Source organism: Pseudoflavitalea rhizosphaerae, from assembly GCF_003991355.1.
In the GTDB taxonomy this organism is placed as follows: domain Bacteria; phylum Bacteroidota; class Bacteroidia; order Chitinophagales; family Chitinophagaceae; genus Pseudobacter; species Pseudobacter rhizosphaerae.
Genome location: NZ_RCSU01000023.1, coordinates 31530 through 54779 on the forward strand (window position 1 = coordinate 31530; position 23250 = coordinate 54779).

The window sequence follows — 23250 nt, forward strand, 5'->3', positions numbered from 1 at the left end:
AAATTGTATACAGTTATGCATGATATAGAACCATTTTACAATTGGCGTCACATCTATACAAGTGAGCAGGATGAACGGTCTCCGTTCTACGGTCGCGTATATTCGGAGTTTGAATTCACTCAAACTATTTACAATTATTATATCCATCCGCAATGGGATGATTTTGGAAGCCGCACCATGTACCTCAAAGTGCTGATGGCAGATTATGAAGAACACTATGCTGTGATAGAACTGATAGGAGAGTGGAACGATGCCATCGAGAACGATATCATGGAGCTCAAACGCGAAGTGGCTGATCCATTGATCTATGAAGGCATCAACAAATTCATTCTCATTGCAGAGAATGTTCTCAACTTCCATAGCTCCGATAAAGAATACTATGAGGAATGGTTTGATGAAGTAACCGATGAGAACGGTTGGGTAGTGATCCTCAATATGCCCGAACAAACACAGTACGATTTCAAAAGGGCCAAGCTACATCGCTTCTTTGAATTAATGGAGCTTGATAACTGGCGAACCTATAAACCATTCCATCTTTTCAAAAAAATTGATGAGCAGATGCAGAAGCGCCTTGAGTAATCAGGGTGTGGCCAGTCGCTCGCCTCTGGCGAGTGACTTATAATTGTTCGCCTCCGGCGAACACCGCGTCGCCGGAGGCGAGCGACTGGCTTCACCCCGCTCCAGTAGCGGAATTCAGCAGTTTATAGGTAAGTAACAACGAACACTTGTTCACCATAAATCTTTCTATTTCTCCAAAAATTTATTTTGCATTTCAGGTTTTGTGATTACTTTTGATTCAATGAACATCAACAAGGCATACGGTTTCTTTTATTTTAGCTTTTACTATTTTAGTACGAGGCCGGGAATGCTTTTGTTGAAAACAAATTAGGAGATAAAAAAATCAACATAAGAAGTCCCGGCCAAAAGCCGGGACTTTTGTTTTTACTAATCGTTTCAGATCAGTCCATTATGTCAACAAAAGTCTCGATACAAGGATACGAAGGCAGTTTCCACCAGGTGGCCGCCCAGCAATACTTCGGAAAGGATGTGGAAGTGATACCCTGCGCAACCTTCCGCGAAGTAGTAAAGATCGCAGGTAATAAAAAGGAATCCGATGGAGGCTTAATGGCCATCGAAAATTCCATCGCCGGCAGTATCCTCCCCAACTACAGCTTATTACAGAAAAGCAATCTCCGTGTGGTAGGAGAAGTTTACCTTCCCATCAAACAACATCTACTTGTCAATCCCGGAGTACAACTGGAAGATATACGCGAAGTTCACAGTCATCATATGGCCATCCAGCAATGCCTGGAATACCTGGACAAATACGACTGGAAGCTGGTGGAAACAGAAGACACCGCGCTCAGCGCCAAAAAACTCCATCAGCATAAAAGCAAACATATTGCGGCCATCGCCAGCAAACTGGCGGCCGACCTTTTTGAACTGAATGTGATAGCTCCCAATATCCACACCATGAAAAGCAATTACACGCGTTTCCTGGTGATCCAACGGGAAGATATAGCCGAAACTGTAGCAGACGCCAATAAAGCATCGGTGAACTTCAATACAGACCATAGCAGGGGAAGCCTGGCCCGCGTGCTCACCCGCATCGCAGATGGCGGCATCAACCTCAGCAAACTGCAGAGTTTCCCTATTCCGGGAAGCGACTGGCAGTACAGCTTTCATGCAGACATGGAATTCGATACCCTTGACCAGTTCGAAACCGTGATCGGCCAGATCAAACCCATCACCACCGAACTCAAAATATACGGTGTTTACAAAAAAGGCAAAGCGATCGTATGATAACTACATCGAAAAGATTAGAAGGAATTGGTGAATACTATTTCTCTCAAAAGCTGAGGGAAATAGATGGCCTCAATCAACAAGGTAAACAGATCATCAACCTCGGCATCGGTTCTCCCGATCTGCCGCCGCATCCGGACGTGATCAAAACCCTGCAGCAGGAAAGCGCCAAACCCAATGTGCATGCTTATCAATCTTACAAAGGATCTCCTGTGCTGCGTAAGGCAGTGGCAGACTGGTATGCAACCTGGTACAAAGTATCGCTGAATCCTGATACGGAGATCCTGCCGCTGATCGGTAGCAAGGAAGGCATCATGCATATCTGCATGACCTACCTCGATGCTGGTGATATGGCCCTCATTCCCAATCCCGGTTATCCTACCTACAGCAGCGCCGTGAAACTCGCAGGCGGAACCACTGTTCCCTATGAGCTAACGGAAGCCAACAACTGGTTCCCGGACCTGGAGCAATTGGGAAAAGAAGTAACTGCGCTTAACCAACAGGGTAAGGGTACAGTGAAACTGATGTGGGTGAACTACCCGCAGATGCCGACCGGTAAATTGCCTGAAGCATCGCTTTTCAAGCAGCTGGTGGCTTTTGGAAAACAACATAATATTCTGATCTGTCATGATAATCCATATAGCTTCATATTGAATGATGAACCAACCAGCTTGCTCAGTGTGGAAGGTGCGAAGGATTGCGTAGTGGAGCTGAACAGTCTCAGCAAAAGCCAGAACATGGCCGGCTGGAGAGTTGGCACACTTTGCGGCGCCAAAGAACGCATCGATGAAGTGCTTCGTTTCAAAAGCAATATGGACAGTGGCATGTTCCTGCCTCTGCAACTGGCCGCTGCTACTGCGCTTGGTCTTTCGAAAGAATGGTATGATCAGGTGAACAGCATCTACCGCGCGCGCCGCAAGAAAGTGTTCGAGCTGCTTACGCTACTGAATTGTGTATATGATGAAAGCCAGGCAGGCATGTTCGTGTGGGCGAAGATCCCGGCGGGATCCAGGGATGGCTTTGCACTCAGCGATGAAGTGTTGTACAATGCCAATGTATTCATCACACCCGGCGGCATCTTCGGCAATGCCGGCAATCCATATGTGCGTGTAAGCCTCTGCAGCAGTGAAGAGAAACTGCAGCAGAGCATCGAACGCGTACAGCATTTTTTAACAACAGCAAAAGTTACGGCATAGCATGTTCAATGCAGTTACCATAGTAGGTGTGGGCCTGATCGGCGGATCCTTCAGCCTGGCTTTGAAGAACCTCGGCCTCACCAAAAAAGTGATCGGCGTCAGCCGTACCAAATCCAGTGCAGACAAAGCAATTGAACTCGGACTGATAGATGAGGCCATGAGTCTCGAAGACGCCGTCCGCGCCAGCGATCTCATTTACGTTGCCATCCCCGTAGATACCACCATCCCTGTGATGAATCAGATCATGGACCTGGTGACCGATCAACAAATAGTGGTGGATGCAGGCTCAACCAAATCTGTACTCTGTGCATCACTGGCGGATCATCCGATGCGTCATCGCTTCGTGGCCACACACCCGATGTGGGGTACAGAGTACAGCGGTCCGGAAGCTGCGGTGCAGGACGCATTCACCGGAAGGACCTGTGTGATCTGTGAAAAAGAGAAAAGCGATCCCGTGATCGTGGATATCATCGAGAACGTGTACCGTCAGCTGGGCATGCGACTGAGTTATATGGATGCTGACAGTCATGATATGCATGCGGCCTACGTGAGCCATATCTCGCATATCACATCTTTCGCCCTGGCCAATACAGTGTTGGAAAAAGAGAAGGAGGAAGATGCCATCTTTGAACTGGCCGGTGGTGGTTTCGAAAGTACTGTGAGACTGGCCAAGAGTAATCCCGCCATGTGGGTGCCGATCTTCATGCAGAACAAGGAGCATGTGCTGGATGTGCTGAACGAACATATCAGCCAGCTCCGGAAATTCAAATCCTGCCTGGAAAAGGAGAACTTCGAGTACCTGCAGGAACTGATCGAGCAGGCCAATAAAATCAGGAGGATCATCAAATGAACTGGAATTTCGATACCCTGTTCTTTGCCGGGTTCGGCATTATCTGCCTCTACCTGGCAATTACAAGATCAAAATGGTTATTCTGGGGATCGGCAAAGTCTGAGAGGATGGAGCTGGCCCTGGGGAAAAACTATAAGCTGTGGGTGAATCTCGCAGCAGGGCTCTTATGCCTGGGCATTGCTGCGTTCTTTTTGCTGCGCTAGCATTGCTTTTCAGCTCTTTGGAAGGATAATTTAGGCCATCGCCGCCGTATGCAGTACCTTTGCGCAAATTTTTTACTTTATGACGACTTTCGACGCGTTGGGTTTAGATGCCAGGTTGGTACAGGCTACCGATGCACTTGGCTATAAAAACCCGACACCTATTCAGGAACAAGCGATTCCTGTGTTGCTCAGCGGCACCAAAGATCTGGTGGGGCTGGCGCAGACCGGTACGGGGAAAACAGCCGCATTCGGATTGCCTTTACTGCACCTTGTAGACGAGAAACAGAGACACCCCCAGGCGCTGGTAGTTTGCCCTACAAGAGAATTGTGCCTCCAGATCGTTACCGAGATGGAAGGTTTCAAGAAATTCCTGCCCCAGATGTATGTGGCCGCAGTGTACGGCGGAGCATCCATCGGGCAACAGATCAGGGAACTGAAAAGAGGCGTGCAGATCGTGGTGGCAACACCCGGCCGCCTGATTGACCTGATCGAACGCAAAGCGATCAATCTCGAAGAGATCAAATATGTGGTGCTGGATGAGGCTGATGAAATGCTGAACATGGGTTTCAAGGATGATATCGAATTCATCCTTCAGAATACCCCTAACCGTGAGGCCACCTGGCTGTTCAGCGCTACCATGCCACCGGAGATCAAACGTGTTAGCAAACGCTACATGAAAGAGCCTTTCGAGATCACGGTAGGAAAGGTGAACACCGCCAACAAGAATATCGATCACCAGTACTATGTTACCTCTGCACAACACAGGTACCAGGCGCTGAAAAGACTGATCGATTTCAACCCGGGTATCTATGGCATCATCTTTACCCGCACCAAGGCAGACGCACAGGAGATCGCCGAAAAACTGACCCGCGAAGGCTATGATATCGATGCACTGCATGGAGATCTAACACAGCAGCAACGCGACAAGGTAATGGGCGAATTTCGGGAAAAGACCTTACAGCTCCTGATTGCAACGGATGTGGCAGCAAGGGGTATCGACGTAAAAGATATCACGCATGTGATCAACTACGAGTTACCTGATGACGTGGAAGTGTATACGCACCGCAGCGGCCGTACAGGACGCGCAGGCAACACAGGTATCTGTATGTCCATTGTGCATGTACGTGAAACCGGCAAGATGCGCCAGATCCAATCCATCGTTCAGGCTCCGTTCCACAAACTGGAGATCCCCAGCGGAAAGGATGTTTGCCGCAAGCAGTTCTACCATTTCATGGATAAACTGCTGCAAACCGATATCAGCCATGGCGACTATGAAACTTATGTTCCCATGCTGGAAGAGAAGTTTGCAGACATGAGCAAAGAGGAGATCCTGAAACGTGTTGCTGCCATGGAATTCGACCGCTTCCTCAAATATTATGAGAATGCGGAAGACCTCAACGTTCGCCCGGATGCCCGCAGGGAAAGAATGGACCGCGGAATGGACCGTGGACGTTTCGAGCGCGGCGGCGACAGAACACGCAGGGATACGCGTGGCCGTGAGTACGGCGGTGGCGGAGATTATGCACGCCTCTTCGTAAATCTTGGCACCAAGGACGGATTCTATAAGGCCAGCTTCCTCCAGTTCATCCTGGATATGAGCGATCTCAGAAAAGATGTGCTCGGCAGGATCGATATGAAGGAAATGAACAGTTGGATCGAAATCGATAAACGTGCAGCAAGTCAGATGATCCGCGCTATCGACGGCAAGAACTACAAGGGTAGAAGGATCAGAATGAACGACGCAGACAGCAGACGATAATTCAAAACAGGATTTGAAAATTTGAATACGTCTGCCGGCTGGAAAACAAAAAATCAAGACACAGACATATTCAAATTTTCAAATTCATTGTATGACAGTTAGTGAAACAACCATGAAGGAAACAGTGCAGGCAACCTGGAAGAAACGTCCCCTGATCATTTCAGGCCCCTGTAGCGCAGAAACAGAAGAACAGGTGCTGGAAACAGCACAGCGTCTCGCAAAAACCGGAAAAGTGAACATGCTCCGCGCAGGAATCTGGAAACCCCGCACACGTCCCGGTTCCTTCGAAGGCATCGGAACCAAGGGCCTCCCCTGGATGCAGCAGGCAAAGAAACTCACCGGACTTCCCATCACAGTAGAAGTGGCTACCGCCAAACAGGTGGAAGATGCGCTTCACTTCGATGTAGACGTGCTCTGGATAGGCGCCCGCACCACTGTTAACCCCTTCAGCGTACAGGAAGTGGCTGATGCACTCAAAGGTGTGAAAGTGCCTGTACTGATCAAGAATCCCATCAACCCCGACCTCGAATTGTGGACCGGTGCTGTTGAACGCGTAGCCAAAGCAGGTATCGACCAGATCGGCCTGATCCACCGCGGATTCAGCGCATACGGTAACTCCGAATACCGCAATGCCCCCATGTGGCACCTCGCCATCGAGATGAAACGCCGCAATCCTGAGCTTCCCTTCATCAACGACCCTTCGCATATCTGCGGAAGAAGAGATATCCTCCTGGACGTGATGCAGAAAGCCGTGAACCTCGACTACGACGGATTCATCATCGAATCTCATATCGACCCTGATAAAGCATGGAGCGATGCCAAACAACAGGTAACCCCAGAGCGCCTCGCTGAAATGCTCGACGAGATCGTTTGGAGAAAAGAAGATTCCGCCTCCGAAGAATTCCATGCAGCCCTCGAGAAACTCCGCCAGCAGATCAACCACCTGGATGATGAACTGATGCAGATCCTCGGACAGCGTATGAAAGTGGCAGAACAGATCGGTCTCTACAAAAAGAACAACGAGATCACCATCCTGCAAACCAACCGCTGGAACGAGATCCTGGAGCGCGCTTTCAAACAGGGCGACAAACTCGGCCTCAGCAAGGAATTCATTACAAAGTATTTCGACGCTGTGCACATGGAAAGTATCAACCACCAGAACAAGATCATGAACGCTTAAGTGGTCGTCAACAACCATAAGATCTGGCTCTTTGTTCATGTGATCGTAACCGTTCACGAACGGAAACCATTACTGAAGAAACCCATCCGTACCGTACTGTTTGCACACCTGCAGCAAGACGCGTCTGCGAAGGGCACCAAAGTAACGGCTGTGAACGGCGTGGAAGATCATCTGCATCTGCTGATACAATTGCATCCCGCGCAGAACCTCCTGCAGGTAATGAAAGCCCTCAAAACGGAAGCGTCAAACTGGATCAACAATTCCAATCTGCTCGCAGAACCGTTCGAATGGGAAGAGAATTTTGCCGCTTACACGGTAAGCCCTTCAGGAGTGAAGCAGGTAGGTGATTTCATCGGCAGGCAGGAAGAATACCATAAGACGAAATCGCTCGAAAGCGAACTGGAAGTTTTCGATAAAGTACAACTATAGCATGCAAAAAAAATCATGTCAGTTCTCATCAAAGAAAGTTGATTACTACTTCGATGCTGACTTCACTATGCTGGAAAAACTGGCAGGGAAGGAGCATACAGTGATCATCACCGATGAGAATATTTTTCAGGCCCAGGCAAAGAAATTCAAGGGCTGGAACTGCATCGTACTCAACCCAGGCGAAGCATTCAAAGTGCAGGCAACGGTAGACAGTGTGATAGAGCAGCTCATCGAATCCGGCGCAGACCGCAAGACCACACTGGTGGGCGTTGGCGGTGGTGTTGTAACAGATCTCACCGGTTATGTAGCGGCCATCTATATGCGCGGGATCCGTTGCGGCTTTGTTCCTTCTACTATACTCGCAATGGTGGATGCCAGTATCGGCGGCAAGAATGGTGTGGACGTGGGGATCTATAAAAATCTTGCAGGTACCATCCGTCAACCCGACTTCCTGCTCTACGATTACAGCCTGCTGAAAACCCTGCCGGACGCTGAATGGATCAACGGCTTTGCCGAGATCATCAAACATAGCTGTATCAGGGACCTTGCCATGTTCAAAGAGCTGGAAAGCAAAAAACTGAACTTCTACAAAAAAGATAAAACTGCATTGGGCAAACTCATCCTCCGCAATGCCATGCTCAAATCGAAAGTGGTAATTACAGATGAATTTGAACAGGGCGACCGCCGCCTGCTGAACTTTGGACATACACTTGGTCATGCTATCGAGAATATGTATGAACTGTCACATGGCCAGGCTATTTCCATCGGCATGACGGCGGCCTGTCATCTTTCCGCAGCGCTTGCGGGTTTCAAAGAAACGGATCGCGTAGTGCGTGTACTGAGCCAGTACGGGTTGCCTACCTATGCGGAATATGATCACCATGCAGCTTTCGAAGTGTTGCAAAAAGATAAGAAGAAGGAAAGGGCCAGCATGAATTATGTGTTGTTGAGTAAGATCGGAAAAGGGATCGTGCAACAGATCCCGATGAACCAATTGCAAACTTTAATCCAGGAATTACCGGCATGATCGCAATAGTACAACCATCAGGCATTAAAGGAAATATCGTTGCGCCTGCAAGTAAAAGTTCTATGCAACGGGCATGCGCAGCCGCTTTATTGAGAAAAGGTATCACCATCATTCATAATCCTGGTCATTCCAATGATGATCAGGCCGCTATCGGCGTGATCACCGCATTGGGCGCAAAGCTGGAAATGCAGGCGGATGGCACGTTACGTGTAACCAGCAATGGCGTTCAGCCAGTAAAGGATGAAGTGAATTGCGGCGAAAGCGGATTGGGAATAAGGATGTTCACACCCATCATTTCATTGGCAGACAGGACCATTGCCATCAACGGGACCGGCAGTCTCACAACAAGACCGATGGATTTTTTTGATACGGTATTACCGCAGTTAAGCGTGGAAATACAATCCAATAAAGGAAAGCTGCCCCTGATCATCAAAGGGCCGTTGAAACCGGCGTCCATCACAGTGGATGGATCGCTTAGTTCTCAATTCCTCACCGGACTGCTGATGTCTTATGCAGCAGCAGGTGCTGCTGACGTAGCCCTCACCGTTACTGATCTCAAATCCAAACCATATATCGATCTTACTTTGAAGGTGATGGAGGATTTCGGATGGAAAGTGGAAAACAGGAATTATGAATCTTTTTATTTTCCTGCTAATGCTTCCACTCCAAAGAACGGTGAGCTGGAATACACGGTGGAAGGGGATTGGAGCGGAGCGGCGTTCCTGCTGGTGGCAGGCGCCATTGCAGGAGATATCACCGTAAAGGGATTGGATGTATTCTCCACGCAGGCAGACCGCGAGGTATTGCAGGCGCTGATGAGCAGCGGTGCAAAGATCAGTGTGCAGACCGATAAGATTGAAATTGGTCCTGCTCCATTGAAAGCATTCCATTTCAATGCCACTGAATGCCCTGATCTCTTTCCGCCACTGGTAGCCTTAGCCGCTTACTGTGATGGCAAATCCGTGATCGAAGGCGCAAAAAGGCTCACTCATAAGGAAAGCAACCGCGCTCTTACATTACAGGAAGAGTTCGGTAAATTGGGCGTACAGATCGATCTGCAGGATGATCTCATGATCATTCACGGCGGCAAAGGATTGAAGGGCGCCACCACTTATTCGCACCACGATCATCGCATTGCGATGGCCTGTGCCGTGGCAGGATTGAAAGCATCATCGGTTGTAACCATTGAATCAGCTGATGCCATCAATAAATCTTATCCCGATTTCTATGCGCACCTGCAACAACTGGGCGCTACCGTATCTTTACAATAATGAACTGACAATATTATGAACGCATTTGGAAGATTATTCAGGGTAACCATCTTTGGCGAATCGCATGGAGAAAGTGTGGGCGTGAATATCGATGGTTGTCCGGCCGGCCTTTCACTCACTGCTGAAGATTTCGTAACGGATATCGAACGCAGGAAAGGCGGCATGCAGAAGGGCACCACGCCGCGCAAGGAAGACGATCTGCCCATCTTCAAAACCGGTATCTTCAACAACAAGTCTACCGGGGCGCCCATGACCATTCTCTTCGACAATAAGAATACGCGCAGCGGTGATTACGAAAAGCAGCGTGCAGTGCCGCGTCCGGGCCATGCGGATCTTGTAGCGCATCAGAAATTCGGAGGCTTCGAAGACTTCAGGGGCGGCGGGCATTTCAGCGGAAGGCTTACGGTCTGCCTTGTAGCTGCGGGTGTGATCGCTAAAAAACTGGCAGCCACTGCTAACGTGAATGTAGAAGCGAAGATCCTGGAAATAGGAGGAGAAGCTGACCTGGATAAAGGACTGCAAAAAGCGATCGATGCCAAAGACAGTATCGGTGGCATAGTAGAATGCCGCGTGAGCGGATTGCCCGCAGGATTGGGAGAGCCATTCTTCGATTCTGCAGAATCATTACTCAGTCATGCTGTATTTGCTATTCCCGCTGTTCGCGGGATCGAGTTCGGCACCGGCTTTGCAGCAGCGCGCATGTTCGGCAGTGATCACAATGATGCCATCCTCAACATGGAAGGACAAACCGCTACCAATCATGCAGGCGGCATTGTAGGTGGTATCACCAATGGCAATGAGTTGGTATTCCGTATCGCTATCAAACCTACCAGCAGCACGCCCAAAGAACAACAGACCCTTAACTGGGAAACACAGCAGACAGAAACTTTTTCAGTGAAGGGGCGCCATGATCTTTGCATTGCACTTCGTGTGCCCGTGGTGCTGGAAGCCGTCACCTCCATGGTGCTGGCCGATCTTTTGCTGATGGAACAACATATCAAAAGAGTATTATAAACCTATGCCTGTAATATTTCACATCACAACAGAACCGGAATGGATCGCTGCGAAAGCGGCAGGCTTTTATGAAGCCGCCAGCCTGAAGGAGGAGGGATTTATCCATTGCAGCCAGGAAGACCAGATCCCGGATGTACTACAACGTTATTTCGAGGGAAAAACGAAATTGCTGAAGCTGAGCATCGATACTGCGAAACTGAAAAGCCAGCTGATCTACGAATGGAGCCCATCCAATGCTGCCACTTATCCGCATGTATACGGCCCTATCAATATCGAAGCAGTTACTGCCGTAGAAAAACTGTAGGATTATTGGGGTCCCAATTGCCGGAAAGGAATATCCAGCACCTGGTATTCCCTGTCATTGGGCCAGTAGTAATGCCACCACTCCGTATCGTAGGCCCTGAATCCGTATTTTTCCCGTCAAAAATTTTCAATCCGTAACCTTTGGCATTCAATTCGTATTGTATTTTCTGCAGCGCCAGGGCGGCCGGCAGGCGGAGAAAAGTAGAATTTGTATTTTTGGGATACATTCGCCGGTGCATGAAGTTGTTTCTGGTAGCGTACCGGAGATCATACACAATGCCTGGAATTACCGTACGCAGTTCAACCATCCTATGTAGGGAATCTTTTTTAACACCCTTTTCATACTGCGATTTCTGCACTACAACCGGAACTCCGTAAGCACTGGTAATAGTCTGCTGAGCCGAAGCTGCATTGTGTAAGGCAAGAAATAACACTAGGACTTTGGGAATATTGGGGTGAAATAGTATTTTGTACAGCATTGCAACTGGGTGACGATGAATTACATCATGAAGTAAGGTACAATAAAATTATACCGGAACAATAAGGATATTACATGAATAAGCACTTGAATGCTGGAGTAACTGGTTGCATATTCGTTTTTTTGCTGGCCCTCACCGCCTGCGGAGGAGGAGAGAAGCCAAAGGACAAAGACATTGTAGAGCAGCCAGAAAAATTTGAAGTGCGCGTAAGCGATAACATCAAATCCGCATTGTCCTACATGCTCGACAATAAAGGCAGGCTCAACGATACCGTGGTGCTTGCAGACGATAAGCTGGTGAACGAAGCTTATATACGCAGCAATCACCAGCCCATCTGGTGTACACAGGAGCAATGGAACGCCATCGGTGAAAACTTCTTCCATTTCATTGCCAATTCAAAAGAATACGGATTATTCCCTTCAGATTATCACTATCGTGCACTCAACAGCATGCGTGACCAGATCGTTCACGATTCCTCTGCCCGTAAGAATGCAGCACTCTGGAGCCGCGCCGAACTGATGATGACCGATGCATTCCTGCTAGTGGCCCGTCATCTTAAACAGGGACATTTTTATGACGACAGTCTTTATATCCGTACCGATTCCATTCTCGGCCCCGGTTATTATCCCGGTGTGCTGGACCAGGTCCGTCAAACCCGCAATGTGACCGGCACCTTACAGGCGCTGGAGCCCACTTACCAGGGTTATGCAGATCTCAAGCGGGGACTGAAATCTTATCTCGATTCTATCGGCCCGTTCAAAAGATATACAACACTCAGCTATAGCTACCCGCTGAAAGACAGTGCAGCATTTTACAGATCATTACAAAGAAGGTTGTTTGAAGACGATTACCTTCCTTCTGCAACGGATCCGGTAGACAGCGCTACCTGGCGTACAGTGCTGAAAGAATACCAAACCAAAAAAGGATTGAAGCCCACAGGTCGCCCCAATGAGAACACCGTAGCGGCGCTCAATTATACCGACTGGGAAAAATTCAAGCGAGTAGCTATTACGCTTGACCGTTATAAGATGTCGACCGACAGTTTCCCCGAGACATATATCCTGGTGAACCTGCCCGGTTATAATCTTCGTGTGCATGATGCAGATACGATTGCCCTTGAGTCACGCGTTATTGTGGGGCAGCCGCGCACAAGAACGCCATTGCTGACCTCTGCCGTGAGTAATTTCATCACTTATCCCCAGTGGACAGTGCCCTACAGCATCATCTATAAAGAGATGCTGCCGAAGATCAAAAAAGATGTGAACTATCTCAGTAAAGAGAACCTGATGGTGGTGGACCGCAACGATAGCATCATTGATCCGTATTTGATCGACTGGACCGTCCTGCGCAAAGGGAATTTTCCTTACCTGATAAAGCAGCGTCAGGGCGATGACAATTCCCTGGGTGTTCTGAAGTTCAATTTCCCGAACAAGCATGATGTATACCTGCACGATACCAATGCACGCTGGTTGTTCAGTCGCGGTTACCGCGCCATGAGCCATGGATGTGTAAGAGTGAAAGAGTTCATGAAGCTGGCAGACTTCCTGGTGAGGAACGATACAGACCGCTTTCATCCCGATACGTTGAGGAACTGGATCAAGCGTGAAGAAAAACATGTGGTATCCGGGTTCAAAAGAGTACCTATCTATATCCGTTACTTTTCCTGCGAGGGAAAAGATGGAAAATTGAAAATTTATGAAGATATTTATGGAGAAGACAAGATCCTGAAGGAAAGGTACTTTGCCGACAAGGCCATCCAATAAAATCCCCTGGACTATGAAAAAATGGGCCCTTTATGCTGTCTTATCGTTCATAACCCCTGCTGTAGTAAAAGCCCAGGCAGCAGCGGAAGACAGTGTTCACATGACCAAAAAGAAGAAGGTCCCTAAAGTACAATACGGAATAGCCAGTTTCTATCACAATAAGTTTGAAGGCCGCAAAACCGCCAATGGCGAGATTTTCAGCCAAAAGAAGATGACCGCTGCCTGCAATACGCTCCCTCTCAATTGCTGGGTTCGCGTCACCAATATCCGGAACAAGCGAAGCGTGATCCTCAGGATCACAGACCGAATGCATCACCTGAACAAACGTCTGATTGACCTAAGTCATATTGCAGCAAAAACACTCGGGTATACCGGTCACGGGCTAACGCGCGTGAAAGTGGAATATCTGGGCAAGAACAAGCCAGCCACCCCGTAATGCCCGTTTTGTTGCAGGCGTGAGCAAATCTTTACCGGCCCTTTACTTATTAACCGCAGTTAATAAATTATTTTTCATTTTAATAGGTACCCCGCTATTTTTGTTCTATACGATTACAAAACTGTTTCGTTATGAAGAGAATCCTACTACACCTTTTCTTTTTTCTCATCTCATTTCAGATTGCTTTTGGCCAGGATGACGATATTCAGAACCCCACTTTAGGCGTCCACTTTTTCTTTAACGACTTCAAGTCGGCTCAGAATATAAGGAACACTTCCCTGGGAACTGCATTGAGAGACAAAAAGTTTGGCAAGATCAAAGACATGAGTCCGGGACTTGCTATCAATTACATGGAAGGCCTCAACAGGCATTTCGATTTTACCACTACGCTTGCCGGTTCTTTCCTGGATTATATCCGCAGGGATGGATCTACTTTCGGAAAAGACAATTTCCTCCTGGAAGGCGATGTTTCAGTACGCGGCAAAATGTTTTCCAACAAGTACGTGGTATCGCCTTATTTGCAGGCGGGTTTGGGTGCTTCAATGTACAAAGGCACATTCGGTGCATTCATTCCAGCAGGTGTGGGCGTTCAGTTCAACATTTTGAATGAAGCCTTCCTGGTGGTGAACTCCCAGTACCGTATACCAGTAACCGAATCTGCCAATTATCATTTCTATCACAGCATCGGCCTGGCCGGTGTGATCGGTAAAAAGAAAAGAGCAGCCGCGCCTGTTCCTGTTCCCATTCCTCCACCGCCACCAAAAGATACAGATGGCGATGGTATCGTAGACAGCCTGGATGCCTGTCCGGATATTCCCGGACTGGCGCAGTTCAAAGGTTGTCCTGACAAGGATGGAGACGGAATCCCTGATCCTGAAGATAAATGTCCAGATGTGGCCGGTCTTGCACGTTACCAGGGATGTCCTATTCCTGATACGGATGGGGACGGCATCAATGATGAAGTGGATAAATGTCCCAACGAGAAAGGTGTTGCCCGCTACGATGGCTGCCCGGTTCCAGACCGCGATAAAGATGGCGTGAATGATGAAGAAGATAAATGTCCAGATCTTCCCGGACCTGTTTCCAACCAGGGTTGTCCTGAAGTGAAGGAAGAAATAAAGAAAAGGATCGATGTGGCTGCGAAGAATATTTTCTTTGCAACAGGCAGTTATCAATTGCTGGCAAAATCCCATAAATCCCTGGATGATGTGGCGAAACTACTGAACGAAGATCCCAATCTCAAACTGGACGTTGAAGGTCATACAGATAATACCGGCAAAGCCGATAAGAACCTTACGCTGAGCGAAAAACGTGCGCAGGCTGTTCATGATTATCTCGTGAAGCGCGGTGTGAGCGATGATCGCATCAACGCTGCAGGCTTTGGGCAGGATCGTCCTGTAGCCGACAACAAAACCACTGCCGGTCGTGCAAAGAACAGACGAGTGGAACTCAAACTGCATTATAACTGATACCCATAATTACAATGCAAAACCCCGGCACAGCAATTGACCGGGGTTTTTTGTTTATTGTTGTTATCAGTTGTCAGCCTGTGGCCAGTCGCTTGCCTCTGGCGAGTGACTTCTATTTGTTCGCCTCCGGCGAACTACTTCATCTTGCTCAATTGTCTTTTATACAACTGCACGGCATTCTCATACCCCAGGTACAATGCATCACAAACCAATGCATGACCAATACTCACTTCATCCAACGCCGGTATTTGATGCGCAAACCATGCCAGGTTTTCCAGGTCCAGATCATGACCTGCATTGATGCCGAGCTTCAGCTCAGCAGCGCGTTTGGCAGCGGCCACATATGGAGCAACAGCCTGTTCCTTTCCTGCATGGAATGATTTCGCATATCCCTCAGTGTAAAGTTCAATTCTATCCGTTCCTGTTTCTGCGGCGCCATTCACCATTTCAACAACAGGGTCCACAAAGATGGAAACCCTGATGCCGGCCTGCTGGAAAACCGGGATCACTTCTTTCAGATAATCTTTGTACCTGATGGTATCCCATCCATGATCGGAAGTAAGCTGTCCTTCAGCATCCGGAACAAGCGTCACCTGGTGTGGTTTTGTTTCCAACACCAGATCGATGAATTTCTGTTCGCGGCAATTGCCTTCAATATTGAATTCAGTGGTAATGATCTTCTTGATATCGCGTACATCCTGGTAGCGGATATGTCGCTCATCAGGGCGGGGATGAACGGTTACGCCGTCAGCGCCGAACAACTGTGCATCCACAGCAGCTTTCACTACATCGGGATTGTTGCCACCACGACTATTACGCAGGGTAGCGAATTTATTGATATTGACACTAAGTTTTGCCATGCCCAAAATTATAAAAAAAAGCTGCCTTCAGATGCAAGGCAGCGGACATGGGTAGGGATCAAGCAAAAATACTGTTACGGTTTAGGGCAAGGGGATGTAGTGCTTGCCATTTAAATCAAGAGCCATTAACCATTTAACCATTAACCATTAACCTATGAAGAACTATGAAAAATGTGACCTACGGTTTAGGATTTAGGGGTCGGGTTTCAGAGAGTGTTGCTACTATCCTGATCTGATTGGGTTACATCGATACTGTGTAACAATTCACCATGCTGATTGATCACATCCAGTCTGCACTTACCACTACTGGTGAATAAAATATCATCGATGTTTGTGATGTTCGCTCCCTTGAGCAGGTACCAGGAGAATAACTTGATAATTCGATCTTCCGAATTAATTAACCGGACAATGGCGTGTAAATTCTGATCACAACTGATTTCTAGCGTAAACGATCTGGCAAACGGATCAGGATTTACCAGCATTTCATTGATCATAAGTTTCGATTTGTTATTCTGATAAGAGATATGCTAAGGAGATGCCAGAAATATATAAGATTGATTTTTAGATGATTGTGATCTTGCCAGCTGTTTGTTTTTTCCCGGAAATGGAAAAGCCTGGGAAAATGGGGTCGCAAAGGGAAATGAACGCCGGCTGGAAAATGAACCGGCGCAGGAGGATGTTTATTGAGCAGGGTGGGGAAAGATGGGACAGGAGAATATGACCGGGCTGCTTCGCTTACATTTTCAAGGCCGGCTTTTCATTATCCCTTTGCTCTATGGGCTGGAAGTGCGGCAGTTTTTCTTTTTGGAAGATTAAGGAAAAGTATCAGACAAAAAATTAAGAAGCTCATATTTGAATTCAATTGATGATTCTGAGTTGATCTTGTACATGATTTAATTTAATGAATCAATAAATCAAAAATTGCTCTGAACAATGCAGTAATTGAATTTGAATTGCCTGGCTGATCTAAAATGTGAAATATATAAAGTGGTAACGTTAATGATTAACCGTATTTCAATAATTGGTGTTTTCTATACATCTGTGGTGAGCAGGAGACAGATTCACTGAAGTGAAGAACTGTAGCGGGTTGAAGAAGTGTGGTAGCTTGTAATTGCTTGATTAATTGAAAGGGAAAATAGAAATAAAAAAAATGAACACTGTTTGAGTGTTCATAGAAAAATTAAATATTAAGTGATGGCCTGAATAATCAGCATTGAATGATGCACATTCGGAGAGATGCTGACGAGGGTATGTTCGATTGAGGTCCTGGAAACAAAAGCGAAGAAGTTGAATAATGTTCCACCGTTCCATCTCTTCTACAAAAGCTCAATAAAAAACCTCCCGCGTTGGTTTGTTTCCTCACCTCAATCGAACAAACCCGAGACAGCAAATGCTACAACCAGAGTCCTCAACCTTACCTTATCCTCTATTCAATATCTTGATGTTATTTTTCCGGTTCGGTTGATGTTTATCAAATTGCCAAACTGATGCCAGAGTTTGGAGTTATTGATTATCAATTACATATAGGATTGGCACGGGCTGGATCAGTCCCGGAACGGGAATGGGGTGGGAATTGGGAAGAAAAATGGACGAGCATTACGGTTATGTATCACCTTTATAAAATCTGATGCCATCAGCGGGAAACTGCTGAATAACGATAATGGATAAGTGACAATTTGATGAATTTTCTAAAAACGCGCAATCAATTTAAGATTTAGCAAGCGGGGTGTTAGCCTGTTTGGCATGGCGAAAACTGTGTTGGAGAAATCCTTGATCAACATATAGGAAATGGTATTGTCGCGATCGATAAGATTGAACACTTCCAGCGTGGCCCAGATATTCTCGAAGTTGCGGAAAGGATTATGACTTCGGCGGTTGTTCTTCTCGCTGTCGAGCAGGAGGGCACTGAAGCCAATGTCTATGCGGATATAGGGATCGATCTCGAGTGCATTGCGGTATTTCACGCTGTTGGGAATATTGTAAGGCAGGTTGCTGCCATAAAGGAAGTTCAGGTAAACCTTGAAATTCTTGTTGGTGGCGAGATAATCCTGCAGGAACATGCCAAAAGTGATCAGCCTGTCGGATGGACGGCGGAACCAGCCTCCTTCTTTGAGGGTGCTGTCGGTGGGATTATTGTTATCGTCCAGGGTATAATCATAGTAAGTGTCTTTGTCGAGGTCTTCGCGCGTGCGCATGAAGCCGAGGCTGACCCAACTTTCTGCATCTTTCACCAGTTCGCCGAAGAGGCGGAGCTCCAGGCCGGTGGCGTAGGCTTTGGCGCGGTTCTCGCCGAAGTAACGGATACGCACATTGTCTATATCGTAGGGAACAACATCCCACATGTTCTTGTAGTATGCTTCTGCGGTGAAGCGGAAGGGGCGATTGCCGGATTTGAAATTGTAATCCATGCCACCCACGATCTGCCAGCTTTTCTGTGCTTTAAGGTCTTTGTTGATGCTGCCGTCATAACGGCGAAGCTCACGGTAAAAAGGAGGTTGATGATAGAGACCTGCTGCTCCGCGGAAAATGATATCGCGTTCCCAGTTGCCGGGTTTCCAGCTGAATCCGATACGGGGCGAGAGCAGGAACTCCTTATTGAGATCATTATAATTGTAACGGATGCCGGCCTGTAAGGTGAAGTCGGACGAATCCTGGAAAATGATATTGTCCTGGATATAGCCCGACAGGCGCAGCACATCGATATCAGCTTTTGCTTTCAGCACTTTGCTGAGCTCGAACATATTGGGATTATAGGGAATATTGTAACCGGCAGAATCCTGGTATTCCCATTCATTGAGTTTATCGGTTATGGATTGCCGTTCTACAGTTTGTCCCCATTGAATAAAATGTTTGCCCTGGTTGTAGCTTCCCTTATGTGAGAAATTATAGAGTGCGATATTGAGTTTGTTGCGTGCAAAATTCTGGTATACACCTGCGCCCAGCGGATTGGTGATCATGCCGAATTCGGGCTTGCCTTTATCGAAGGAGCGATCGCCGAAGAGGTAAGCGCCCATGATATCGATGGATTCTTTTTCATCATTCTCGAAACGGCTGGCCATCCATTTGAGTCGAAGGTTTTTGTTGGGCTGCTGGATCCAGGCGAGACCGATCATATTGGTGCGATATCGATCTTCTTCCTTTCCTTCAAAAAAGATGTCGAGGCCCAGGTTGGCGCTGAAAAGCGGGGAGAACACACTGCTGGTAAGCTGGCTGTATTCCGGCAGCAGCGTGAATTTGGTCTGGGAGATATTTCCGAGCAGTTCCAGTGAATTGCGGGGATTGATCTGGTAAGTGAGCTGCGCCTGCAGGTCGGCAGAAGAGGGAACATAATTGCCCTTGGTTTCCTGGCTGCTGAGCAAGTTGCGGTTGCTCCTGTTGCGGACGCCAACGAGATAGGTGAATTTGCCGTTCTTCGAAGCGCCTTCCAGGTGCAGGCCCTGTTCCAGTAACCCGATATACACGGAGCCGCCGAATGTTTTGGGTTTCTTGTACTGGATATCGAGTACGGAGCTCATCTTGTCGCCGTAGCGCGCCTGGAAGCCCCCATTGTAGAAGCTCACATTGCGTGCGAGCTCGGGGTTGATGAAGCTGAGACCTTCTTGCTGTCCGCTGCGGACGAGATAAGGACGGAAGATCTCGAAATCATTTACGTACACGAGGTTCTCGTCGTAATTACCACCGCGCACGGAATATTGAGAAGTGAGTTCATTATTCGATCCTACAAATACTTTGATCAGGCTTTCGATGCCGCCGCCAGGAGAGGGGATATTGATGGCGTTCTTTGGATTGATGAGTACGAGGCCTGCTTCCCGTCTTTGCCGCTGATCAGTAACTACTACAGGGTCCAGCATTCCGGTGCCGCGTTCCATGCGCACTACCACAAATTCAGCTTCGTTCTCACTGAGCAGGAAATTGCGCTGAACGGATTTGTAACCAGTGAAGGAGAATACCAGTGCGAAAGCCTTGTTTGAAGGCGCCTGGATAGTGAATGTGCCGGAATCGGAAGTGGATACGCCATTTCGTTTACCCAATATGGTTACAGACACCCGGGCCAGTGGATTTTCGTTCTCGTCCACCACTTTCCCTGAAAGTGTTGCAGGTTTTTTCTGGGCAAGGGCAGCCTGGGGAAGGATAAGTATCAGGTAAACCAACGTTAGCAGGATAGCTCTCACCGGCAGTATTTTTTTGTGCAGTCGAAATTAGTAGAAATTTCCCGATCACCCAACCTGTTTCAATTGGGCGATGGTAGCGATGGGGTCGGAGGAGTTGAACACGGTACTGCCCGCTACCAGTGCGGTGGCGCCGGCCTGAACGATGGAAGCCGCATTATCCAGCGTTACGCCTCCATCCACCTCGATGACGGTAGACAATTTCTTTTCATCCACCATGCGGCGCAGTTGTTTGAGCTTTTCCAGGGTATGGGGGATGAATGTTTGTCCACCAAAGCCTGGGTTCACACTCATGATCAGCACCAGGTCAATGTCGTGTATCACATCCTGCAAAAGGCTCACAGGTGTATGCGGGTTGAGGGCCACACCGGCTTTCATTCCCAGGCTTTTGATCTGTTGGAGGTTCCGGTGAAGGTGTACGCAGGCTTCGAGATGAACGGTGAGGATATCGGCGCCTGCATTTTTGAATGCTTCAGCATATTTTTCCGGTTCGAGGATCATGAGATGTACATCGCAAACCTTTTTGGTGGTTTTGCGGATCTGCTCAATCACGGGCAGGCCATAACTGATATTGGGAACAAATCTGCCGTCCATTACATCAAGGTGGAACCAGTCGGCTTCACTTTTATTGAGCATATCGCATGCTGACTGCAGATGTAGAAAATCAGCGGCGAGCAAAGAGGGGGCAATAATGGGCATAATGATTTGTTTAGTTGTTCAGTTGTTTGGCTCTTTCCCTGGCTTCCAAAAATCCTTTATCGAGCGCATAGGCCTTGCGGTAGTTGAGGATGGCATTTTCTTTATCTCCCATCGCTTCATAGCAACGTCCCATCCAGAACCAAGCATCGGGGTTGCTGTTGGAAACAGTAGTAGTGAAGGTGAAGGTCTCCAATGCTTTTTTGTAATCCTTCATTTCGAAATACACGAGTCCTTTTTCGAGATGCGCATCGGTGAATTTCCAGTCGAGTTGGATGCAGGTTTCAAATTCCTCCAGGGCTTGTTTATAAAGTTTCGAATCAGCGTAATATCTTCCTTTGATAAAATGTGGTTCTACCTGGATCTTGAGAGAGTCCCTGGCGATAAGTGTATCGCAGAAGGGAACTGTGCGTGGGTCCAAACTGGCCGCATAGATGTCTGCAAGTGTATTGCCGATGAAATAGATCGGTTGTAATTCGTATGCGCGTTGCAGTGAGGTGATGGCTGCCGCAGTGTCACCTGTTCTGGCAAACAGCACTCCTTTTTCATACCAGGCTTCGAAGTTGGCGGAATCGAGCCGGATTATCTCATCGTATTCTTTCAGTGCCGCGGAATTATTGCCGGTATGGATCAGCACTTCACTGAGTCTTCGCCTGAATTCAGGATTCTCCGGGAATTTGATGGTGCATTCTTTCAGGAGTGCAACAGCTTCCAGTGGCTGGTTCACGAGCAGGAGATTCGCAACAAATTCCTGACCTGTATTTTCATCAGGCGCCATTTTCCAGGCTTGCTGGTAATCGGCAGTGGCCAGCTCATGTTTGTTATTGAGAGAAAGCAGCACGGCTCTCTTCTTGTACAGGTCCGCGTCATCCGGAAAACGGGCGATTGAATCTGTCAATCCCTTGTATGGCGCTTTGTTCAGCAGGCTGTTTGCCGACTGGTCTGAGCCTCCGCAGGCTGCCAATACAATCAGGCAGATGCCGAAAATGAAACTGTTCCTGGTGTTGATCATAATGCTCATTGAATCGATCCTGCAAACAAACAGCAGGCCAGCAAAGCTAACCGTTTTTATGCAAGTGTGTTATGACAATATTCTGACAAAATTAGTGGTTTACAAAAATACCTTTGCCCCGCCTTCACACCCCGCAATTTAAACTTTGTGAATCATGAGAAAGTTCTTTTTGTTACCTGCGGCCATCCTTCTCTCCGCCTGCATTTTCAGTGCGTTCAGTAAACCTTTTCAATTGATCCCCGAATGGGCTGGAATAAGGGATACTATTCAGTTTCCGGGTGAATCACATTTCAGGAATATCCGTCAGCTCACATTCGGCGGCGACAATGCGGAAGCTTATTTCAGTTTTGATGGGAAATGGCTGGTATTCCAGCGGACCAGTGCAAAAGACGGTCTGAACTGCGACCAGATCTTTGCGGGCCGTATTCCGGAGCCCGGCAAACCTTTCGAATACAAAATGATCAGCACAGGCAAGGGACGCACCACCTGCGCCTTCTTCACCAAAGACGGCAAACATATCATTTATGCTTCCACGCATTTGGGAGGCGATGAATGTCCGCCGGTCCCCGACCGCTCCAAATACGGTAACAAATACATCTGGCCTTTGTACAACAGTTATGATATTTTCATGGCGGACCTCAATGGAAAGATCGTGAAGCAACTCACCCATAGTGCGGGATATGATGCTGAAGCCACTTTATCCCCCGATGGAAAAAAGATGGTGTACACCAGTGTGAAGGATGGCGATCTTGAATTGTATGTGATGGACCTGAAAACAGGAAAAGAGAAAAGGATCACGTATACGCCAGGGTATGATGGCGGCGCCTGGTTCAGCCCGGATGGAAAGAAACTGATCTGGCGCGCCTCACGTCCAAAGAACGAAACAGAGCTGGCTGAATATAAAGCCCTGCTGGCGGAAGGATTGGTGGCTCCCACCAATATGGAAGTATTTGTTGCCGATGCAGACGGAAAAAATGTACAGCAGGTTACCAGGTTGGGACAGGCCAACTGGGCGCCTTCGTTCATGCCTGACAGCAAGCGCATCATTTTTGCCTCCAATCACGAATACAAAAGAGGATTTCCCTTCAATATGTATACGATGAACGGCGACGGAAGTAACCTGCAGAAAGTGAGCAGGGACAAAGGTTTCGACGCATTCCCCATGTTCAGTTATTCCGGGAGGCAGATCGTTTTCTGCAGTAACCGTAATAATGGAGGCACCAGGGATACCAATATTTTCATTGCTGACTGGGAAGATTGATCGGCTTGCCACCAGTCGCTCGCCTCCGGCGAGCGATTTCTTTTTTGTCGCCTCCGGCGACACAGTGTTC

General features: G+C 47.9%; 21 protein-coding genes. 16 read left to right on the plus strand and 5 right to left on the minus strand.

Annotated elements, in window-relative coordinates; all coding sequences use genetic code 11:
• Positions 1-15 precede the first annotated feature (15 nt).
• From D9Y29_RS25810 to D9Y29_RS25865, 12 genes are all read left to right on the plus strand, one after another.
• A complete protein-coding gene (locus D9Y29_RS25810) occupies positions 16-579 on the plus strand; it encodes a hypothetical protein (RefSeq protein WP_127133143.1) in 564 nt (187 codons plus the stop codon).
• Positions 580-969: 390 nt separating this feature from the next.
• A complete protein-coding gene (locus D9Y29_RS25815) occupies positions 970-1803 on the plus strand; it encodes a prephenate dehydratase (RefSeq protein ID WP_127133144.1) in 834 nt (277 codons plus the stop codon).
• Positions 1800-2999: a pyridoxal phosphate-dependent aminotransferase gene (locus tag D9Y29_RS25820; RefSeq protein WP_127133145.1), complete on the plus strand. Its 1200-nt coding sequence runs from the start codon at positions 1800-1802 to the stop codon at positions 2997-2999. The genes D9Y29_RS25815 and D9Y29_RS25820 overlap by 4 nt, the downstream gene beginning before the upstream one ends.
• A 1-nt stretch (position 3000) precedes the next feature.
• Positions 3001-3849 carry a prephenate dehydrogenase gene (locus tag D9Y29_RS25825; RefSeq protein WP_127133146.1) on the plus strand — a complete coding sequence of 283 codons (849 nt, stop codon included), beginning with the start codon at positions 3001-3003 and terminating at the stop codon, positions 3847-3849.
• Positions 3846-4052: a hypothetical protein gene (locus D9Y29_RS25830; RefSeq protein WP_127133147.1), complete on the plus strand. Its 207-nt coding sequence runs from the start codon at positions 3846-3848 to the stop codon at positions 4050-4052. The genes D9Y29_RS25825 and D9Y29_RS25830 overlap by 4 nt, the downstream gene beginning before the upstream one ends.
• Before the next feature lie 79 nt (positions 4053-4131).
• Entirely contained in the window at positions 4132-5811 is a 1680-nt protein-coding gene (locus D9Y29_RS25835; RefSeq protein ID WP_127133148.1) for a DEAD/DEAH box helicase, read from the plus strand.
• A 91-nt stretch (positions 5812-5902) separates the two neighbouring features.
• Complete coding sequence (locus D9Y29_RS25840) at positions 5903-6991, plus strand: chorismate mutase (RefSeq protein ID WP_241238050.1); 1089 nt, start codon at positions 5903-5905, stop codon at positions 6989-6991.
• Positions 6992-7420 carry a transposase gene (locus tag D9Y29_RS25845; protein ID WP_127133149.1) on the plus strand — a complete coding sequence of 143 codons (429 nt, stop codon included), beginning with the start codon at positions 6992-6994 and terminating at the stop codon, positions 7418-7420.
• Position 7421: 1 nt separating this feature from the next.
• The gene (gene aroB / locus D9Y29_RS25850) at positions 7422-8447 is read left to right on the plus strand and encodes a 3-dehydroquinate synthase (protein ID WP_127133150.1); all 1026 of its coding nucleotides are present in this window, start codon (positions 7422-7424) and stop codon (positions 8445-8447) included.
• On the plus strand, positions 8444-9718 hold the full coding sequence (gene aroA / locus D9Y29_RS25855; protein WP_127133151.1) for a 3-phosphoshikimate 1-carboxyvinyltransferase: 1275 nt from the start codon (positions 8444-8446) through the stop codon (positions 9716-9718). Before aroB ends, aroA begins: the two co-directional genes overlap by 4 nt.
• A 15-nt stretch (positions 9719-9733) precedes the next feature.
• Positions 9734-10732: a chorismate synthase gene (locus tag D9Y29_RS25860; protein WP_127133152.1), complete on the plus strand. Its 999-nt coding sequence runs from the start codon at positions 9734-9736 to the stop codon at positions 10730-10732.
• Positions 10733-10736: 4 nt separating this feature from the next.
• Positions 10737-11036 (plus strand): DUF952 domain-containing protein, encoded by a 300-nt coding sequence (locus D9Y29_RS25865; protein ID WP_127133153.1) that lies wholly within the window; start codon positions 10737-10739, stop codon positions 11034-11036.
• Here the strand turns inward: D9Y29_RS25865 and D9Y29_RS26840 are convergent.
• Positions 11014-11514, minus strand: coding sequence for a M15 family metallopeptidase (locus D9Y29_RS26840; RefSeq protein WP_338143013.1), 501 nt, complete (start codon positions 11512-11514; stop codon positions 11014-11016). The two genes, D9Y29_RS25865 and D9Y29_RS26840, sit on opposite strands and share 23 nt — an antisense overlap.
• Before the next feature lie 74 nt (positions 11515-11588).
• On the opposite strand from D9Y29_RS26840, the gene D9Y29_RS25875 reads away from it, so the two are divergent.
• The 3 genes from D9Y29_RS25875 to D9Y29_RS25885 all read left to right on the plus strand — a co-directional run bounded on the left by D9Y29_RS25875 (position 11589) and on the right by D9Y29_RS25885 (position 15182).
• Positions 11589-13277, plus strand: a complete 1689-nt coding sequence (locus tag D9Y29_RS25875) for a L,D-transpeptidase family protein (RefSeq protein WP_127133154.1) — start codon at positions 11589-11591, stop codon at positions 13275-13277.
• A gap of 13 nt (positions 13278-13290) precedes the next feature.
• Entirely contained in the window at positions 13291-13713 is a 423-nt protein-coding gene (locus D9Y29_RS25880; protein ID WP_127133155.1) for a septal ring lytic transglycosylase RlpA family protein, read from the plus strand.
• 131 nt (positions 13714-13844) lie between these two features.
• Entirely contained in the window at positions 13845-15182 is a 1338-nt protein-coding gene (locus D9Y29_RS25885) for an OmpA family protein (protein ID WP_127133156.1), read from the plus strand.
• A 134-nt stretch (positions 15183-15316) separates the two neighbouring features.
• On the opposite strand, the gene D9Y29_RS25890 is transcribed toward D9Y29_RS25885, so the two are convergent.
• From D9Y29_RS25890 to D9Y29_RS25905, 4 genes are all read right to left on the minus strand, one after another.
• Complete coding sequence (locus D9Y29_RS25890) at positions 15317-16042, minus strand: pyridoxine 5'-phosphate synthase (protein WP_127133157.1); 726 nt, start codon at positions 16040-16042, stop codon at positions 15317-15319.
• A gap of 1688 nt (positions 16043-17730) precedes the next feature.
• Positions 17731-20214, minus strand: a complete 2484-nt coding sequence (locus tag D9Y29_RS25895; protein WP_241238052.1) for a TonB-dependent receptor — start codon at positions 20212-20214, stop codon at positions 17731-17733.
• A gap of 45 nt (positions 20215-20259) precedes the next feature.
• Entirely contained in the window at positions 20260-20910 is a 651-nt protein-coding gene (gene rpe / locus D9Y29_RS25900; RefSeq protein ID WP_127133158.1) for a ribulose-phosphate 3-epimerase, read from the minus strand.
• A gap of 10 nt (positions 20911-20920) precedes the next feature.
• Positions 20921-21919, minus strand: a complete 999-nt coding sequence (locus D9Y29_RS25905) for a tetratricopeptide repeat protein (RefSeq protein WP_164735557.1) — start codon at positions 21917-21919, stop codon at positions 20921-20923.
• Between the two features lie 154 nt (positions 21920-22073).
• Here D9Y29_RS25905 and D9Y29_RS25910 point away from each other — a divergent pair, with 154 nt between their 5' ends.
• Positions 22074-23180, plus strand: coding sequence for a TolB family protein (locus tag D9Y29_RS25910; protein ID WP_127133160.1), 1107 nt, complete (start codon positions 22074-22076; stop codon positions 23178-23180).
• The last annotated feature ends 70 nt before the right edge of the window (positions 23181-23250 follow it).

Coding starts and splice junctions, on each gene's coding strand:
- D9Y29_RS25810 (WP_127133143.1), top strand. CDS start 16: ATGCATGATATAGAACCATTTTACAATTGGCGTCACATCTATACAAGT.
- D9Y29_RS25815 (WP_127133144.1), top strand. CDS start 970: ATGTCAACAAAAGTCTCGATACAAGGATACGAAGGCAGTTTCCACCAG.
- D9Y29_RS25820 (WP_127133145.1), top strand. CDS start 1,800: ATGATAACTACATCGAAAAGATTAGAAGGAATTGGTGAATACTATTTC.
- D9Y29_RS25825 (WP_127133146.1), top strand. CDS start 3,001: ATGTTCAATGCAGTTACCATAGTAGGTGTGGGCCTGATCGGCGGATCC.
- D9Y29_RS25830 (WP_127133147.1), top strand. CDS start 3,846: ATGAACTGGAATTTCGATACCCTGTTCTTTGCCGGGTTCGGCATTATC.
- D9Y29_RS25835 (WP_127133148.1), top strand. CDS start 4,132: ATGACGACTTTCGACGCGTTGGGTTTAGATGCCAGGTTGGTACAGGCT.
- D9Y29_RS25840 (WP_241238050.1), top strand. CDS start 5,903: ATGACAGTTAGTGAAACAACCATGAAGGAAACAGTGCAGGCAACCTGG.
- aroB (WP_127133150.1), top strand. CDS start 7,422: ATGCAAAAAAAATCATGTCAGTTCTCATCAAAGAAAGTTGATTACTAC.
- aroA (WP_127133151.1), top strand. CDS start 8,444: ATGATCGCAATAGTACAACCATCAGGCATTAAAGGAAATATCGTTGCG.
- D9Y29_RS25860 (WP_127133152.1), top strand. CDS start 9,734: ATGAACGCATTTGGAAGATTATTCAGGGTAACCATCTTTGGCGAATCG.
- D9Y29_RS25865 (WP_127133153.1), top strand. CDS start 10,737: ATGCCTGTAATATTTCACATCACAACAGAACCGGAATGGATCGCTGCG.
- D9Y29_RS26840 (WP_338143013.1), bottom strand. CDS start 11,514: ATGCTGTACAAAATACTATTTCACCCCAATATTCCCAAAGTCCTAGTG.
- D9Y29_RS25875 (WP_127133154.1), top strand. CDS start 11,589: ATGAATAAGCACTTGAATGCTGGAGTAACTGGTTGCATATTCGTTTTT.
- D9Y29_RS25880 (WP_127133155.1), top strand. CDS start 13,291: ATGAAAAAATGGGCCCTTTATGCTGTCTTATCGTTCATAACCCCTGCT.
- D9Y29_RS25885 (WP_127133156.1), top strand. CDS start 13,845: ATGAAGAGAATCCTACTACACCTTTTCTTTTTTCTCATCTCATTTCAG.
- D9Y29_RS25890 (WP_127133157.1), bottom strand. CDS start 16,042: ATGGCAAAACTTAGTGTCAATATCAATAAATTCGCTACCCTGCGTAAT.
- rpe (WP_127133158.1), bottom strand. CDS start 20,910: ATGCCCATTATTGCCCCCTCTTTGCTCGCCGCTGATTTTCTACATCTG.
- D9Y29_RS25905 (WP_164735557.1), bottom strand. CDS start 21,919: ATGATCAACACCAGGAACAGTTTCATTTTCGGCATCTGCCTGATTGTA.
- D9Y29_RS25910 (WP_127133160.1), top strand. CDS start 22,074: ATGAGAAAGTTCTTTTTGTTACCTGCGGCCATCCTTCTCTCCGCCTGC.